The 18,654-nt window shown below is 25.3% G+C and carries 14 protein-coding genes and 5 tRNA genes; 1 reads left to right on the forward strand and 18 read right to left on the reverse strand.

Annotated elements, in window-relative coordinates; genetic code table 4:
* The 9 genes from AACL15_RS04005 to AACL15_RS04045 form a co-directional block, all read right to left on the reverse strand.
* Window positions 1-486 carry a hypothetical protein gene (locus AACL15_RS04005; RefSeq protein WP_339033682.1) on the reverse strand — a complete coding sequence of 162 codons (486 nt, stop codon included), beginning with the start codon at window positions 484-486 and terminating at the stop codon, window positions 1-3.
* 71 nt (window positions 487-557) lie between these two features.
* The gene (locus AACL15_RS04010; RefSeq protein WP_339033684.1) at window positions 558-5,009 is read right to left on the reverse strand and encodes a PolC-type DNA polymerase III; all 4,452 of its coding nucleotides are present in this window, start codon (window positions 5,007-5,009) and stop codon (window positions 558-560) included.
* A gap of 24 nt (window positions 5,010-5,033) precedes the next feature.
* Complete coding sequence (gene rseP, locus AACL15_RS04015; RefSeq protein ID WP_339033686.1) at window positions 5,034-6,272, reverse strand: RIP metalloprotease RseP; 1,239 nt, start codon at window positions 6,270-6,272, stop codon at window positions 5,034-5,036.
* Between the two features lie 2 nt (window positions 6,273-6,274).
* A complete protein-coding gene (dxr, locus tag AACL15_RS04020; RefSeq protein WP_339033688.1) occupies window positions 6,275-7,399 on the reverse strand; it encodes a 1-deoxy-D-xylulose-5-phosphate reductoisomerase in 1,125 nt (374 codons plus the stop codon).
* 5 nt (window positions 7,400-7,404) lie between these two features.
* Window positions 7,405-8,517 (reverse strand): phosphatidate cytidylyltransferase, encoded by a 1,113-nt coding sequence (locus AACL15_RS04025; RefSeq protein WP_339033690.1) that lies wholly within the window; start codon window positions 8,515-8,517, stop codon window positions 7,405-7,407.
* Window positions 8,507-9,226 carry a polyprenyl diphosphate synthase gene (gene uppS, locus AACL15_RS04030; RefSeq protein ID WP_339035094.1) on the reverse strand — a complete coding sequence of 240 codons (720 nt, stop codon included), beginning with the start codon at window positions 9,224-9,226 and terminating at the stop codon, window positions 8,507-8,509. The genes AACL15_RS04025 and uppS overlap by 11 nt, the downstream gene beginning before the upstream one ends.
* Window positions 9,227-9,235: 9 nt before the next feature.
* Window positions 9,236-10,300, reverse strand: coding sequence for an aminopeptidase P family protein (locus AACL15_RS04035; protein ID WP_339033692.1), 1,065 nt, complete (start codon window positions 10,298-10,300; stop codon window positions 9,236-9,238).
* Between the two features lie 72 nt (window positions 10,301-10,372).
* Entirely contained in the window at window positions 10,373-10,516 is a 144-nt protein-coding gene (gene rpmG, locus AACL15_RS04040) for a 50S ribosomal protein L33 (RefSeq protein ID WP_053946403.1), read from the reverse strand.
* A gap of 331 nt (window positions 10,517-10,847) precedes the next feature.
* Window positions 10,848-11,171 carry a metalloregulator ArsR/SmtB family transcription factor gene (locus tag AACL15_RS04045; RefSeq protein WP_339033694.1) on the reverse strand — a complete coding sequence of 108 codons (324 nt, stop codon included), beginning with the start codon at window positions 11,169-11,171 and terminating at the stop codon, window positions 10,848-10,850.
* Window positions 11,172-11,317: 146 nt separating this feature from the next.
* On the opposite strand from AACL15_RS04045, the gene AACL15_RS04050 reads away from it, so the two are divergent.
* Window positions 11,318-12,193 carry a lipoprotein gene (locus AACL15_RS04050; protein WP_339033696.1) on the forward strand — a complete coding sequence of 292 codons (876 nt, stop codon included), beginning with the start codon at window positions 11,318-11,320 and terminating at the stop codon, window positions 12,191-12,193.
* A 53-nt stretch (window positions 12,194-12,246) separates the two neighbouring features.
* Here AACL15_RS04050 and AACL15_RS04055 read toward each other — a convergent pair whose 3' ends face one another.
* The 9 genes from AACL15_RS04055 to AACL15_RS04095 form a co-directional block, all read right to left on the reverse strand.
* Window positions 12,247-12,567 (reverse strand): hypothetical protein, encoded by a 321-nt coding sequence (locus tag AACL15_RS04055; protein ID WP_339033698.1) that lies wholly within the window; start codon window positions 12,565-12,567, stop codon window positions 12,247-12,249.
* 113 nt (window positions 12,568-12,680) lie between these two features.
* Window positions 12,681-12,769, reverse strand: a tRNA-Leu gene (locus AACL15_RS04060).
* Between the two features lie 18 nt (window positions 12,770-12,787).
* Window positions 12,788-12,863 (reverse strand) — tRNA-Lys (locus AACL15_RS04065).
* An 18-nt stretch (window positions 12,864-12,881) separates the two neighbouring features.
* A tRNA-Gln gene (locus tag AACL15_RS04070) sits at window positions 12,882-12,956 on the reverse strand.
* Between the two features lie 5 nt (window positions 12,957-12,961).
* Window positions 12,962-13,045 (reverse strand) — tRNA-Tyr (locus AACL15_RS04075).
* Window positions 13,046-13,067: 22 nt separating this feature from the next.
* Window positions 13,068-13,143 (reverse strand) — tRNA-Thr (locus tag AACL15_RS04080).
* A gap of 1,386 nt (window positions 13,144-14,529) precedes the next feature.
* Window positions 14,530-14,670 carry a hypothetical protein gene (locus AACL15_RS04085; RefSeq protein WP_339033700.1) on the reverse strand — a complete coding sequence of 47 codons (141 nt, stop codon included), beginning with the start codon at window positions 14,668-14,670 and terminating at the stop codon, window positions 14,530-14,532.
* 1,248 nt (window positions 14,671-15,918) lie between these two features.
* On the reverse strand, window positions 15,919-16,875 hold the full coding sequence (locus AACL15_RS04090; protein ID WP_339033701.1) for an ABC transporter ATP-binding protein: 957 nt from the start codon (window positions 16,873-16,875) through the stop codon (window positions 15,919-15,921).
* Between the two features lie 14 nt (window positions 16,876-16,889).
* A complete protein-coding gene (locus tag AACL15_RS04095) occupies window positions 16,890-18,644 on the reverse strand; it encodes a hypothetical protein (RefSeq protein ID WP_339033704.1) in 1,755 nt (584 codons plus the stop codon).
* Between the last annotated feature and the right edge of the window lie 10 nt (window positions 18,645-18,654).

Consider the following 18,654-nt stretch of genomic DNA (forward strand, 5'->3'; position numbering starts at 1 on the left):
TTAAAATTTAACAGCGAATCTTATAAACTCAATATCTGATCATTTTAAATTAACTTTTTTAGGTCTTCCTTTAATAAAAAAACTAAACAATAATTCATCACCTTTAATTTCAGTTAAAGTTCCAGAAAATTCTGTAAATACTTCAATAGGCTCTTTTACTGTTAAATAAAAGAAGCTACCAATATTGTGTTTTAATATTTCAAATGATTTAACATTTCTTTCAGCGCCAGCACTAGCTACTTCCAAAATATATGTATCATCTAATTCCTCAATATTATCCAAAAAACTCGAGATATTCTCATTAGCTTTTATTAATAAGTCAAAATCCATATTTTTTTTACTAATTTCTTGATTTTCTACTAGAATTTGTAATACTTTTGAGTCAAAATCATTTACAATATTGAGTTCATAAAGTAAAAAGTCACATTCCTTAAGAATCTCTTTTATATTTTCTAAATATTTATTTTTAATAATCTCTAATGACATATTTACCTCTTTTATAAATTAATTTTATAGCATTTTAAGTTAATAAATAAAAAAAGATAATGATTTTCATTTTAAAAGTCAAATGAAAGTTGTTCATCATCTTTCAATTTTTCTGTAATTTTTAATTTATTAAAAATTACAATTTGAGTTTGAGTAACTTGGGTTCTCAATTTTAAATCGCTAACACTTGTTATTTGCCTCTCACTTCGAGCATTTACAATAGAATTTGCAACAGCAAAACCTAGTGAATCAATTACGTTAAATGGAGGTACTAATATTTTCTTTCCCTCATCATTTTTTATAATAACAAATCTTTCTCCCTCAGAAATATTAAAATCAATATTTGTAATTTCTATTCCTCTGGCAAGCATCTCTAAGACGACTTCAAAAATTGTTAACATTGCATTTTCTTTTGCCGTTACAGGCAACTTATTATTTTGTCTACTTTTAATATCTTCCATTGTTTTAATTATTGCTTCTTTTCCTTTTAATACTGTTTCTAAATCAAAAAAATCAGCTCTTGTTGAAAATCAAACAGCATAGTATTCCTCTGGATAATAGATTTTATATCAAGCAACACGATATGCCATCAAAACATATGCAGTAGCATGAGCTTTTGGAAACATATATTTTATTTTTAAACAACTATTGATATATCACTCTGGAATATTATTTTCTTTCATAAGATTAATTCATTCCTTTGAAAGCCCTTTTCCCTTTCTAACACTTTCCATAATATTAAAAGAAGTAGATGAATCTAAACCTTTGGCCATTAAGTAAACCATAATATCATCTCGACACCCAATAACTTGAGAAATATTTGCTACTCCATCTTTAATTAGGGATTGTGCATTTCCTACATATACATCTGTTCCATGACTTAATCCTGATATTTGTACTAAATCAGCAAAATTTTTTGGTTTCGTTTCTTTTAACATATTTCTAACAAACTGTGTTCCAAATTCAGGAAGCCCAATTGCTCCTGTAGTTTCACCCAAAAGTGAATCAGCTTCAATATTTAAAGCTGATAGTTCAGAAAACAAAGAATAAACTGCTTTGTCATCTGTTGGAACTTTAATTGGATCAAAACCCGTTAAATCATAAAGCATTCTTAAAGCTGTTGGATCAACATGACCTAGTATATCCATTTTTAATAAATTATCATGAATTGAATGGAAATCAAAATGAGTTGTTTTTCAATCGCTATGTTCATCATCTGCTGGATAATTTACTGGTGTAAAATCTTCAATTTCATATTCTTTTGGTAGAATAATAATTCCCCCAGGATGTTGTCCTGTTGTTCTTTTAACCCCAGTAGAAAGCGCTGCTAATCGCTCAATTTCTGCTCTTCTAATTAAATCAAAATCCATATTTTGCTTTTCAAAATATCCCATTGTAAAACCAAAGGCTGTTTTTTCAGCAACAGTAGAAATTGTCCCCGCTCTAAAAACATTATTTTCTCCAAAAATTTCTTTTGTAAAATTATGAGCTATTGGTTGATACTCTCCTGAGAAATTTAAATCAATATCTGGAACTTTATCACCATCAAAACCTAAGAAAGTCTCAAAAGGAATATCATGACCATCACCTAATAATTTTGTATTACATTTTGGACATTGTCTTTCTGGTAAATCATAACCACATTTAATTTCTTGTGGGGTCTTAAATTCAGAGTATTTACATTCTATACATCTATAGTGAGGTTTTAGTGGATTAACTTCTGTAATAAGTGCAACTGTTGCTACAAATGAACTTCCTACAGAACCACGACTACCAACTAAATAACCATCTTCATTTGATTTTTTAACAAGTAAGTGACTAATTCAATAAACAACTGCAAAACCATGTTTAATAATTGAAAGTAACTCTTTTTCCAATCTTTCTTTTACAATTTCAGGTAACTCTTCTCCATAAAGAACTTTTGCATTTTTATAACATTCATCTGTTAATAATTTATCTACATTTTCAATATTTGGAGGATAAGATCCTGTTTTAATTGGAATTATATTTTCATCTATCATATCAGCAATTTTATTTGGATTATCAAGAACAATTTCATTAATTAGTTCACTATTTTCTAATCACTTAAATTCTTCAAGCATTTCTTTTGTTGTTCTTAAATGTTGATCTGGATTATCTTTAACTCTTTGCTTGAAGTCATAAAGAGGATGATAAGCTCCACCTAATCCCTTTGTGTTTATATAAATATCTCTAATTTTTTTGAGTTCTGGTTCTACATAATGAGCATCACTTGTTGCAATTATTGGTTTATTTAATTTTTTTGCAACTTCAATGATTTTAAGAATAATATTTTTTAATTCTTCCATAGTCAAATCTTCTGTTTGAATTAATTTCTTATAAACACTTAAAGGTTGAATTTCAATATAGTCAAAAAATTGTATAGCATTTTCTAACATTTCAAAAGTACCTGTTCTAGCATTTTCAAAAACAAGTCCGTTAACACAACCACTTCCAATTAAAATATTATTTCCATTTCTAACTTCTAAAATTTTTGATTGAAAGACTTTTGGGGATCCTAAAAAACTTTCAGTATGCGAGTGAGAAATTAACTTATATAATTCCTTTAAACCCTTTTGGTTTTTTGCTAAAACATTTATATGATAACCCCTTGTTCTTCTAAAGTTTTCATTTTCATATTTCTCTTTATTAAATTTATTTCAATCACTGTCAATATCAATTGGAGTTATTTTTTTAGCCTCTGTTCACATATGCTCATACATATTAGTTAATACTTCTGCATCATAATCAGCACGGTGAGCAATTTTTTCATCATAAAGAATTTGATAAGCCTTTGCAACAGTTCCAAGTCTATGATTTTTTAGTCTTGGTTGTAAAAGCCTTCCCAATGACAATGTATCTATAATTGTATTTTTTAATTCTCCATAACCAAGTTTTTTTGCAAAAGTTTGCAAAAAATTAAAGTCGAAATTGGCATTGTGAGCAACTAAAATACCATCTTCAATAATATCCATTATATTTTTAAATTCTACTTCAATTGAATTTTTATCTTCTAACATTTCAGTTGTAATACCCGTTAAATCAGTTGTAAATTTTTTTAAAGACTTTTTAGGTTTAATAAGAATATCATATTTTTTTGAAGTTCCCTTTGCATAATCATATACATTAGCTCCAAATTCAATGATCTCATCAAATTCTGGAGAAAGACCAGTTGTTTCTAAGTCGAAAACAACAAACTTAGCTTCTCTTAATTTTTTACCTGTTGGGTTTTTTACAACTCATGACTCATCATTTAACATGACAAGTTCACTTCCATATATTAATTTAATTTTTTCTTCATCGCTTACTCCCTTATTAACATTTAATAAAGAATAATAAGCATCAGGGAAAGTTTGTACATTTAAGTGATCTGTTATTGCAATTGCTTTTCATCCAAATCTTTTTGCACACTCAATATAATCTTTGGCGCTGCTTACACCATCCATAACTGACATTTTTGTATGAGTGTGAAGTTCTACTCTTTTAACTTTTGCTTCATCTTTTCTATAGACTGTTTTAGACTCAATTTTTTTATATTTACTAATATAAAAAATATAACTTTTATCAAAAGAAGAATAATTGAAGTTTCCATTAAATGAAACTCAATCACCCTTGTTTATAATTTGGTTTTCAAAGCCCATTAAACTACTTTTTGTTTCTTCTGTTATTTCATCAAAAAAAGTTGGGTCATTATTTCTTTGAAAGAAAATACACATTACAGATGAGGTTCCATCAGTAATTGCAATATTATAAACATTTCTTCCAGCTTTTGATTTTCTAACATTCTTAGAAATAACTTCTCCATGAATTGTTACATTTTGAGCGTCTTGTTCCAAATCAATTATTGATTCATAGGTTGGTGTATTTAACATATCATTATTTGATTTATATTTATACTTTACAGATGATGAGAAACTTTGAGTTTCAAAATTACTTTTGTGAGTATCTGGGATATATTCAGCTGCCCTTTGATACTTTTCTCTAATTGATTCTAATACATCATTTTCTAAATTTTCTTTTACTCTAATTTCTAAATCAATATCTCTAAAACCATATTTTAATAATTTATTTTTGTAATATTGCTTATGTTCTTCTAAAAGTGATTTTTCAGTTTCATTTGATACATTAAAAAATACCATTCTATGTTTTTCAATATAATCAACATTTGATGGTGAAAGAATTTTGATAGTACCTGTTTTTACTTCTGCTTTTTGTTCTTTGACATACTCAATATGGTTTCAAATTAGTTCCTTTGAGTATAATTCATTTTCTACTCAAAAATTTAATTTTGTAGAAACTAATGTATTTGTTAACATAATAGTTTCAATTTTATGTAATAAATGAATTGGTAAAAAATCTTTAATTTTAATAAAGACTCTTAATTTATTTGCACTTTGACTAAACTCTGCTTCTTTATAAAAATGGGCTTGTTCAAAATATGCTTCTTCATCTGAATTTAAAAAAACGTTTAGACTATCAAACAGATCTTTAATTTGTTTATGCATATTTATTTTCCCCCTTTTATATACTTATACTATGAAATCTTTAATTGTTATCATTATAAATAATATTAAAAATAAAATAGCTCCTGTTGCATTAACAATTACTTTATATTTTGTTGGCAATTCTTTTCTTATAACCATCTCAATAAAATTTTCAAGCAATCTATATCCATCAAGTGGTGGTATGAAAATTAAGTTTAAGATGAATAGATTTGCACTAATTGTAGCAACATAAATAAAGAACTGTTCAGGACTTGAAAGTAAAGTTGCTGTTTGTTTAGCAACTCCAACTGGTCCTACTAGATTTGAAAATTTACCTGTGAATATATTTCCAAAAGCTTCTAAAATTGAAATAGAAGCCTTAAAAGTTTCACCTCAACCAGCACCATATGCTTGAGCTGTTGTTTTATAAATTCTGCTTGGAGCACTAATTCCAATACTACTTGCTGGTTCAAAGTACTTTAATTGTGTTAACTTTCCCTGCTCATAATTTTTTAAAGCAACTCCACTATACGGATCAACTTTTTTATACATAAATTGAATTTTAACATTCTCTTTATCTTTTGAAAGAGGTAAATTATCAATGAAATTATAAACTGTCTTTTTATAACTGACAGCTTTTTGATTATCAATTTCATTTATTTTAGCATTACATTCTCTCGTACTTTCTAAATCACTACAAATATTATCAAAAAGAATAACTTCTTTTGATTCTTCTTCTGTTGCTGTCATTCTTCATCCTCAAATGATATATTCTTGACCAATATAATTAATATTATTTTCTGTTTCTGTTTCTAAAATAGCTTGTGCAGCTATTTTATTTTGATCATAAATTGCTCCAAAATAAGTCATATCATTTTTTTTAGCACCAACCGCTGCAAAAATTGTTGTAAATAAAAGTAAGGCCACAAATAAATTCATAGCAGGTCCTGCTAAAATAAAAAACATTTTCTTTCATCTAGCAATATAATCTAATTTTCTTTCATCAGGAACTACAATATCTTCTCTATCTTTTGGCGGGTCACTTTTATCTGAAGCAATTGAACAATATCCTCCTAGAGGAAATGCTCTTATTGAGATTCAAGTTTCCTTGCCCTTGATAACAAAAAGTCTAGGACCAAATCCAATTGAAAATTCATAGACATATGCTTTAGCAACTTTAGCTAGAATTAAATGTCCTAATTCATGAATAGTAATTAATAAAAGCATAATCACTATTCCTATAAAGAAAGCTAGAACTACTATTCCACTACTAACTTCATTCATATTTATCCCTCAATTCTTTTAATTGTTTTTTCTCTAATAATTTTGTCATATTTTAGTATTTCTTCATAACTTATTAATTCAATATTTTCACATTCTTTAAATATTTTTTCAACTATTTCAGTTATTTGATAGAAATCTATTTTTTCCTTTAAAAAATATTCAACACATATTTCATTTGCTGCATTTAAAGTAATTGATTTTGAGTTATTTAACTCCAAACATTGTAAAGCAAACTTAATTGGTTTAAATCTATCTTGGTCAATTTCTTTTAAATCTAATCTTATTAAATCATTAAAATTCATTTCTTTTTGCTTATAATATGAATTTTTTTTAGGAAAGTGTAAAAAATAATTTATGACTTGTTTCATATCAGGTAATGAAAGTTGTGCTTTTATTGACCCATCATTATAACCAACCATTGAATGAATTATTGATTGAGGATGTAATAAAGTTATAATGTTTTTAATTCCAAATAAATGATAAGCTTCAAGGATTTCAAAAGCTTTATTAAACATTGTTGAGCTATCAATAGTTATTTTTGACCCCATATTTCAATTAGGATGTTTTAATGCTTTGGCTAAACTTACTTTTTTAGTTTCTTGTAAAGTTAAATCTCTGAAACTTCCCCCTGATGCTGTTATAAATAAAACTTTTGCTTGATTTTCTTTTTCCAAACATTGAAAAATTGCGCAATGTTCCGAATCTAAGGGATATATTTTTGTCTCACTTTTTTTTAACATATTATTTATTAAGTTTCCAGCAGTAACAAATGATTCTTTATTAGCATTTAATAATACTAAATTATTTTCAATTGTTTTTAATGTAACTTGTAAACCATAAAATCCACTTAAAGCATTAATAACTATTTCATCATCCTCGCTAAAAATATCTAAAATATTATTTGTTAAAAAATCAACTTTTGGATATTTTAGTTTTAAATAGTTTAATTCCTTCTTTGAATATACCTTTTTAATTGTTGGGAAAGAAAGCAAAAAAGATTCAATTTTTGAATCATTTTCACCTACACTCAAAGCTATTAAATTAAATTTATCTTTATTTTCTTGCAATAATTCTATGCATTGTTGACCAATATTTCCTGAAGCTCCAAATAATACAATATTTTTCACTTTAATTAGGCAACACTACTAATAAAGATAAATAATATAAATAATGAAAATAATATTGAATCCATTCGATCTAAAGCTCCACCATGACCTGGAATTAGGTTTGAATAATCTTTAATATTAACTTGTCTTTTAACTCATGAAAATAATAAATCTCCAAACAATCCAATTATTGGAAAGACAATTGCCAATAAAATATAAACAATTATTTCAAGAGCAATTGATTGACCACCCAATGATTGCATTGGTTCTCTTAATGGTTGAAAGTTTTGTAGTGGTGGTGCAAATTTAAAAATCATTGCAAAAATAATTCCAGAACCTGCAGCAACTCCAAGTCCAATTAAAGCACCCTCTCAAGTTTTTTTAGGACTTATATTTGGACTTAATTTGGTTTTTCCAAATCTCATTCCACCAATATATTGGAATGAATCACTTAAAATAATCATCATTCAAATTCAAATAATTGTAACAAATGAGAATCTAGCACTAAATTTAATTTCATTAGTTTCTGGATTGATTGTTTCTACTAATCCTAAAGAAGAAATTGAAAATGCTTTTAATCCCATAATTATAATCATTGTCATAACAAAGTTTATTAAAGAATTTTTAACATCAATTTTTTTATCAGCAAATCCAACTATGATTGTCACAATCAAATAAATTGTAACTAAAAGTGGAAATTGTCATGCTTGTAATCATTTATCCAAACTCATTGATCTGTAGAATGAGAAATTATACATTTGAAAAGTTAATGGAAAAATAAATATTGCTGAAGCAAATATATTCATTAGCAATTGATAATATCATTTTTTAAATCCCATTGTTTTATTCATTTCAAACATACATATTCATAGTAAACCAACAGTTAGAATGATTGAAGTATATGAAGCAGCTTCAGCATTTAAATCTGTATAAGATTTCAATGAAGTATATATTGCTCCAGAAACAACAAAGCCTAAAAGCAATGCTAAAAGTACTATTGTTGAGAGAACTCTTATTTTAAAATTACGTTTAGCAGATGGAAGTTTGAAACGGTTTTTGCCAATTTCATCATTTATATCTGGAGTAACTTCAACTGTTTCAGACATTTCAAACTCATTCTTATCTTTATTATTTTTCATCTTGAATAACCCCAAATCTCCTATTTCTATTATTATATTCTTCAATAGCTAATTTTAAATCGTTTTTTTTAAAGTCTGGTCAATATGTTTCTACAAAATATAGTTCTGCATATGCTAATTGAAGTAACATAAAATTACTCAATCTTTTTTCCCCACCAGTTCTAATTAATAAATCTATTTGAGGAGCATTTTTTGTATATAAATTATCTATAACTGTATTAATAGAAAAATCTTCAATTGATAATTTTTTACTATTAATATCATTAAACACTATTTTAAAACAGTTTTCCATCTCTTCAAAAGAGCCATAATCTAAAGCAATATGAACAATAATTTGATTTGCATCTTTGGTTTTTTCTTCCATTTCCTCTAAAGTTTTTCGAGTTTTTTCAGGTACTATATTTCTTCTACCAATTCATACAACTTTAATACCTTCTTTTAAATATTTTTCTTGTTGTTTTTTTGAAAAAATTTCAGATGGAAATTGCATTAAATAATTAACTTCTTGTTGTGGTCTTTTTCAATTTTCTGTTGAAAAACAAAACATTGAAACATATTTTATACCATAGTTTTTTGCATCCAAAATTGTTGGGTAAATATTTTCCATACCAATTTTATGTCCATAAGTTCTTTGCTTATTTTGTTCTTTTGCTCATCTTCCATTACCATCTAAAATGAAAGCAACATGTTCTAATTTTTTAATGAATATCCCTCTTTTTTATTTAACTACTTGTAATTCTCTCAAGGGTGTTGTTAAGAATTCATAACCAGTTTTTGTAACTAAGATATCATCTTCAATTCTTACTCCCCCAATTGCAGGAATATAAATTCCTGGTTCAACAGTTACACACATACCTTCTTGCAAAGTTTTATCTCCTGCAACTGAATTATAAGGTTCTTCATGAATTTCAATTCCTAAACCATGACCTGTTCCGTGAGTAAAATATTGACCATAACCTTTAGACTCTATATAGTCATAACAAATTTTATGTACTTCATTTCCTTTAATTCCTGGTTTAATACTTTCAATTCCTAACTGTTGTGATTGATAAACTATTTCATAGATTTCTTTTAACTTTTCATTATTTGAATTTCCAACAGCAAATGTTCTTGTTTGATCAGAACAATAGCCATTATAGTAACATCCCATATCTAATGTTACAAAATCTCCTTCAGCAATTATTTTATCAGTTGGTACTGCATGAGGCATACTTCCATTTTCACCACTTGCCACAATTGTATCAAAACTTAATTTTTCAGCTCCATTTTTTAAAAATGAATCACTTACAAATCTTGCTAATTGTTTTTCACTAATACCTGGTTTAACAAAATCTAATACTTCCAAAAAAACTTTATGAGTGATATCACAAGCTCCTCTAATTTGATCAACTTCTCATTTTTCTTTAACCATTCTTATTGCATCAAAATTATGTGAAATAACTTCTGCTTTTAAATGCTTTTGAAAAATTTGAGCTTCTTTTACAAAAACTCAATCACTTTCATATACAATGGTTTTTACACTATTTTCCTTAATTTTATTATTTAATAAATCATACAATTTTCCAAATTCCACTATTTCATCAATATTTATTAATAACTTTGAGTTTCTTGCAGCAGTAATATATCTACCATCTACAAATAAGTAAGACTTATTCTTTGTATATAAAATATATCCTAATGAAGAATGAAATCTTGAAAATCAATATCTATTTTGAGGTGAATATAATAAAATTGCGTCTGCATCTGTTTCTTTTAAAATTTTATTTAATAAGTCTTTTTTCATAGTTAATAACTCCTTATATATAACTATACAAAAAAAGGGATGAAAAAACCTTATAAAAAGTATTTTCTATCCCTATTTTTTTTGTTTATGAACTTGGTGTGAATTACATTTAAAGCAATGCTTTTTAACTTCAATCTTTTCTTTTCTTTTGTCGTTTTTTGCTATGTAGTTTTCTTCTTTGCAAGTTGCACAACGTAAAATAACTCCTTCACGCATAGTCTTAAGCCTCCTTTTGGTACTGTCTTTAAGATAATAAGCAAATTAATAATACCAAAAAAAAACATTAATTCTTGGTTTTTTTTAAATTTTCATTGATTTTATTTAAAAAAACTATTTAAAAAAACTAGTATTTTAAAATATTTTTAAAACACTGTTGCACTATGAGTTATATGTAGTATTATCTATATAGATAGTTATCTATATAGATAACTATCTTAAGTAAGGAGGCCCTATGTTAGGATTTTATTCATTATGTACTTGTGAACTATGTACTTGTACAAATTGTCAATGTGGAAAATAAAAGATAAAGTTCTTGTAAAAAAGAACTCTATTTTTTTTCATTACAATTTGAACAAAATAATAAACTTTTTTCAATTTGAATTTCAGAAACAAACAGCTTTAATTGGTCAATAACTTGACTATTAATTTTATATACTTTAGAGTTCTTTTCTTTGAAAGAAGTTATCAATCCCGCCTTTTCAAGCATCTTCATATGATAGCTTAATGTTGGTTGCGTTATATTTAAATTGTCTAAAATATTTTGTGCACACTTACTACATCCACAATCGCAGATCATATTTATTATTTGCAACCTTGTAGGATCTCCAAGAGTTTTAAAAATTTCCGCAAACTCAATATATTTATCTTTCATATATTCTCCTTAAAAAAATCATTTATTTAAGATTAACCAAATTATACCAATTTTTAAAAATATTTATCTTTATGATTTTTTTAATAAATAAAGCAATAATGCTTAAAAATGTGTAAAATAATAATAGTAATTTAGGAGTGAGAAAAGTGAGAAAATTGCTTAATATAATTTCATCAACAGCATTAGTTGGAACATCAACTTTAGCCGTTATTTCTTGTAGTTCAAACAAGAAATTTAATGAATTCAAAGGTTGAATTGACAATAAAGAGTCTTTTATCTTATATATGGGAGCAGATGATTGTCCACATTGTAAGGATTTTGATAATGCTAAAAAAGATTATAGTGACAAATTTGATTCAAAAATGAATGAACTAAATACAACTTATGAACAAAAAGTTGTTAATCAAGGACCAATTTATCCAGATTCAATGACAGCTTATGGTGAAAAATTAAATAATAAAGTGGATTTCAGAGAATTTAAAACAGAGGAAGTTCAAAATAAATTCAATGAAAAATGAAGTAAAAATATCTTAGATTGAATGATTGAAGAAGTAACTGAAATTTATAAGACTAAGGTTTTTGGAAATACTGGAATAAACGATAAAATTGCATACAATGAATCTAAAAAGAAAGTAAAAACTTATTTTAATAATAATAATGGTGTACCAATGTTTATTATTATTAGAAATGGTAAATTAGTTTCTTGAGAAGTTGGTTTTGGTTCATCAGAACAAGGTTGAACAGAAAAAATAATTGATGAATTATTTGAACCATTAATTACTGCAATGAATAACAGCGATCAAGAAACAGTATTTATTGATAAAATCGATAAAGGACAATCAACTGGTGGAGGAGAAACACCTGATCCAGAAGGACCAGGCCCAACTGATCCAGGTACTGATCCAGGTACTGATCCAACAAATCCAGAAGAAGAGTTAGCAAACACATATAAATTTAAATACTTAATTGAACAAGATGATTTAATAAATAGTTATTCAGTTAATAGTTTAAAAAATAAATAAAAAAATCTTCTAAATTTAGAAGATTTTTTTTATTGCAAAACGTATTATTATTTTTAAAGTTCTATATCTTTATCTCAAAATAATTTAAATAAATAGATATTTCATCAATCAACTGTTCCAGCTAATTTTCCATATTCCTTTAAAGATTCCTCTTCTCCATTTTTAAAATGTATTATAAGATAACTTGAATTGTTAGATTGTATTCCAAAACATTTTCATCCCTTAATAGTAGTCTTATCGACTTTATCAACAAGTTTTCCATTGTAATCATATATTTTTACTATGTTTGGATTTTTTTCTTCACATGATACTACCATAGTACTTGTAGACGCAATTAGACCTGTAATTGCAAATAAAGCTAAAAAATTTTTCATTGCTTTGTTCCCCTTATTTTATATATTTATATTATAAAGGTTTACATTAAAAATTAAATTAAAGAAATAAAAAAAGCACTTATAAAGTGCTTTTTTAATCAAGTCCGTAATAATGGTCCCCGGGGCCGGACTTGAACCGGCACGACCGCTTAAAGTCGCTGGATTTTAAGTCCAGTGCGTCTACCAATTCCGCCACCCGGGGATTAATAATAAAAATAAATGGTGTCCCGTATAAGACTTGAACTTATGACCCACTGGTTAAAAGCCAGTTGCTCTACCGACTGAGCTAACGAGACGTTAATAATAAAAATAAATGGCTGGGCTAGCAGGATTCGAACCGGCGCATGAGGGAGTCAAAGTCCCTTGCCTTACCGCTTGGCTATAGCCCAATTACTGGTGGGGAGTGACGGATTCGAACCGCCGAACCGTAAGGAGATGGTTTACAGCCACCCGCGTTTAGCCACTTCGCTAACTCCCCATAGATATAAAATATAAAATTGTGGTGCTGACTAAAGGAGTTGAACCTTCGACCTATTGATTACTAGTCAATTGCTCTACCAACTGAGCTAAGTCAGCAATTATCCTTTTTTTGTAAAAGTAAGAACCTTTTCAATTATACAAAAAAATAGAATATAAAGTCAATATTTTTTTGAAAAGAAATAAAAAAAGCACTCTGGGCGGAGTACTTGTTTAAAACTTCTAGAATAGCCAATATTATAAATCTAAATAATTATGTTCATTTGATAGGGCTAAATAAACATTATGGGCTAATGATTTTTAAAACTATTCCAGACTTATTTATTATATTTTAAAATTTTTGAAATTTCAATGGTTATTAATTGAAATTTCAAAATATTTTTGTAAATAACATATGATAATGTCTCAATATATAACAAATAGAAATGTAAATAATTATTAAATAAAAGTATATCTTTTATTTATATAAAAAAACTGCGATGAAATATCAAATAGATCTACACATATGAAATTGAGTAAAAGAAATAATAAATTTAAGAAATGAAAAATATTAAGATTAAAATATAGTTCAATTCAAGAAAACTTTAGAATAGTGTATACCAATCAAAATATAAAGGAATATTTTGAAGAGAGAGTTTACATAAACACATTTATTCATAATTGAATAACTAATGAAAAATGAATTTAATGATTCTTTTAATGATGATTTAACAGGAAAAGCATTACTTGACTATATTATTATAAATGACCATTACTTGGTTATTATACATATGCAGCTACAAAACAAATTTGTTTAAAATTTGGAACTCCTGAGTAAATACTTATAGATAAAAGACCTGTATTTTTATTATAAGACAAAGAAAAGAGTCTAGGAAAAAAACTGCGATATATTTATTCTCTTTATTAAATACACCAGCTCCTAAATCCATTGAAAAATAAGCTAATTCATTATCTAAAGAAAATTCTATATAACCCTCTCTTTTATTTTTAATTTAAATTAGCTGTTTAGTTAAAAAAATTTAATAATTTAATATAATGTAAAAATTGCCATTTAAGACCTCTATAAAGTCCCATAGTAAGCAAATAACACTCTTTCCTTAGTTATTTCCATTTAAACTGTTTCTAGGACTTTAAAAAGCTTATTTTGACCAAAGTTAAACCATCTGCAGCTGCATATAACTCAACTAAATCTTGAGGTTCCACTTAAATAAAGTATTATAAACTTCTTTGACTTGAATAACACTACTAATTGCTATTCCTTGGTTTATCAATATTTGTAATCATTACACTAATATTTCTCTTATATTTTTTCCAATTTTTATCATTGTTTTAGATAAATCATTAGAACTATATAAAAACTTTCATAAAAACTCTACTAACCATTTTTACATCCAAAATGCTTCTATCTGCAAACATAATAAGTTTTTTTGACATAATTGTTTGAAGCTATTAAAGAAATTGAGTTTACTGTTCCAGTAACAATTCTTAAAGCATATAATTTCTTATTTGCAGAACAATATCACTTGATTGACTCATAGTTGACATTCCCACTGTATTTAAAACTTCCTTAAACTTTTTTTCACTTATTTCACTAGTTCTTCATGAGTTGAATAAATTAAATCTCATTATACATTACTGCAACATCAAAATCCATATCAGGAGCTTTATCTTGAAGTTCGTCTCCATAAAATCCTACATTTTTATAGCTACAGTATTTTTAATTTTATTTAAAACATTATCAATTTTTCCTTTACTTTGCCCCAAATCTCTACCTGTTGATTTTAAAACAAGAGAAGTAAAAATTAGAATAGTATTATTTCAAATTCTCTTGTTGAATGTTTATTAACTTTCAAACTTTTTAGATCATCTAAATTATAAGTAATTCTTGAATTAATCATTAGCTGTGTAAAATTAGCTATTTTTATGACTTTCCTAATTTTCTTTTTAACTCAATTAGATATTCACTCTTCAGAATATAAGTTAGGGTCCTATTTTTTGTTGTTGTTGAAAATTTCTACTAAATTAATTCTTATCTCTCCTATTTATATAAGTTAATAAAATTAGCTCCATTTTTTTAAAGTATACTTACTCAAATATAAAAAATCTGTTTCTGTGCTTTTAACTACAAAAAAATAAATCTTGAGTTTTTAATTTATAGATATAGTATTTTTCAAAAGAGTTTCCCTTGTCTTTTAATGAATGATTAGACTAGTTGCAATTTCTTATATAATTTTAATAAAATTCACTAATTTTTAAATATTTCTTGTTTTAATGACTTTTTATATTCTAATTTTATTTGGTGTTGATAAAAAAATCATATAGTTTTTATTAAAAAATATTTTTTTTAAATTAAAATATATTCATTTCCATTGTCTGAACAAATAATTATTTTCTCTTTTAATTGGTTAGCTTTCCTTTTTCAAATCGAGTGTCTTTGCAAATTTTGTTATCGTTATTTCTAAATATACTATTAGAAATCATAAAAGCTGAATAAGCACCCTTAGTAACAGACAAGTAGATAAACTAAAAATTTATAATGAATTATTTGCTTTTTTCTAGTATTCTATAAACTTATTTAACTTTTTAAAACCTTACTTCCTATTTCTTTATCTCTGAGCTACTTTAAAAATTGCTAATTCCTTTAAATTGAAATCAAGATTATTAATTTTTGTATATAAGTCTGGATGAATGAATCAAATTCTCTAAAGTCTTATTTTTTTATATTTTTTTACACGGTCTAGTTTTAAACCTAAATTTGCTTTGACTATTATTTTCTTTTGAATGAGTTTGTAACATATAAAAAAATCTCCTTATATACATTTTATGTTTTTTAACATTATGTATATTTAGAGAATTATATTCATCAATTTAATTTTAGTTCTTAAGTTCCTCAGTTTTAATTTCCTTATCTTCAATTGCCTTATGTACGGATTCCATATTTATTGGTAATTTAACAAGATTAAGTATTAATACTGATTTACTTATGAAATAAACAAATATTCAATTAATTTCTTTTAAATAATTAGTTGCAAAAATAATGGAGTTTTCAGATTCATTAAACTTAAATGACCTAATTTTTTTAGTTTTTAAAAATTCTCTAAAATCTGTATTATCAAATCTATCTTGTAGAAATAATTTGTATTTATTGTAAACATTAAGCTCTTCTTTTGTTCCAGAAAAAATTAGTTTTCCACTATCAATAACTAAATAATTATCAATTATTTCATTAATTTCATCAATATTATGAGCAGTAATTATAATGGTTCTACCTTCTTGCTTAAATTTTATTAAAAGATTTTTAATTTTATTTCTTCAGTATGAATCTAAGTTAGCACCAGGTTCATCAAGGATTATTATTTCAGGATTTTTTAAAAAGGTTAATATTAAATTTACTCTATTTTTCATACCTCATGAAAAATCCTTAACCTTTTTTTCAATTGAATCTTCTAGTCCAAAAAAATTAACTCAGTATTCTATTTGAGACTTAATAAATTCTTTTTTTATGCCCATAATTAAACACATATTTTTTAAATATTTATTTAATGAAATATTTTGCAAAGAAAAATCAATTTGGGTATAAAAACCTATTTTCTTATTTTCTTGATAACCCTTTTTAATACTGATATTGGAGTTATTTATTTTTATAACTCCACTATATTTTTTATTGCATCCGATTATAGAATTAATTAAAACACTTTTTCCAGAACCACTTATACCAAGTAAAGCAGTAACTTCACCCTTATTAATGCTAAAAGTTATTTCCCCTATGGAGTTTTTTTTAAATTTCTTAATATAATTATTTATTTCAATAATGTTTTCATTAGTGCTCATATTTTCTCCTTGTATTATCTAATATCTATTTTTTTAAACTTAACTACTGCAAATATAATATTAAAAATTGAAAATAAGCTTAATACACCCATAAAATATAAAGGATTAAAGTAATTATCATAAGAATCTTTTTCAATGATATTCCTGTCATTAAGTTTAAAGGTATATTCAACATATCCTAAAAATGAACTTTTTTGATTATCAAAAGTTATTTTTGAATCAGAATAAGGTAAAAATCAAAAGTCCTTATATGAGAATCCTGAATGCAAAGTATAATTTGATCACATTCCATTAAAAATATTAATATATGAAAAAAAGTTTAATTTTTTTCTCGTTGAATAATATTTATTTCAATCTCCTGCATTTGTATTTACAGAATAGGTTGTTGCTTCTATGTACCTATCTGTATACTTGATAAAGTATTGTTCAAGTATTCTAGTACAAAGCATTAAATCATAGTTTAAATCATTTCTAATTAATGAATAAGTGTTCTCATCATTTCTTAAAGTAAATGATTCTTTATAAGTACCCACTAATTGATATTTATACATTGATAGTAAATAATCCTTATTAAAGATAATTGAGCTATTTTTAGTTGTATTAGTTAAAGTATTTTCTTCAATTGTTTCTTCCATAAAGATAAATATTTCAAATAAATCAACTTTTTCTTTTTGCAAATCCTTTATCTCACTATTTATATATAATGAAAAGTTATATAAATCTTCTAATATTAATTTTTTTTGTTCATTTTGTTCTGAATCAACTAATATTTTTAATTCTTCAATTGACATAAAAGTATTGGTTAAAGTTAACTTAACACTTAATTCATCATCAATTGCTCAATCATCTGGAATATTTGAATCGTTATTTGGGAGATTATTTATAAATAAATTATTTCTTTCAATTACTAAAGGATCTCTTTTTATTATTCCTAAATCAGATCATAATTCTTCAACTCTTTGTTTAATTATACTTTCATTTGTATTAAAGTCATTAAAGTCATATTCATTTTTAATAAAAAAATCATTTACATATTTTGATAAATAATTATACTGAATTTTATTTTGATTTACATAGTTTTGAAAATCAAAAGCTTCATATAAATCAGGAATAGTTACTAATTGATTATTATTAAGCTTTATCGTCATGGTTTTCTCATTTGTTTTTTGAAAACTTGATGGCAAATTTGCAATAAATGTGAATGATAGTATTAAAGTACAAATAATAGTTGTAGTTTGCAATGAAAATAAAAATATTAGAAATATAATAAAATTTAATATTAAAAATCCTGAAATTAATGTATAAATTAAAAATACTAATGTAATTCTTAATAAAATTGGATTGACAATAAACCCATTAAATAAAATATTTATGACGTTAATTAAAGTGAATGTAATAAATGTATTTAATAAAATTGTTATATAAATTATTGATCATTGACTAATAAAAAAGTTAGTTCTAGATACTTGATTTGACAGTGATATAAATGTCGTCTTATCTTCAAATTTATTATAATAAAAAAACTGTACCATTCTTAAAATTAAAATAAATAAGAAACAAGATATATAAAATAATATATAGAAATTAAATGCTATAACTATCTTTTCATCTTCTTTCATAAACAAAGTTATAAGACCAAATAAGATAGAACTTGTTAATAACATGAAATTTAATATTAAAAAGACTAGTTCATTAAAAATATTTTTAATATTAAATAATAACAAAATTCTAAAAGGAACCTTATTATATAAAATTTCTTTTTCTTGCATATTATTAAAT

It is taken from the genome of Spiroplasma endosymbiont of Cantharis rufa (assembly GCF_964019665.1).
In the GTDB taxonomy this organism is placed as follows: domain Bacteria; phylum Bacillota_I; class Bacilli_A; order Mycoplasmatales; family Mycoplasmataceae; genus Spiroplasma_A.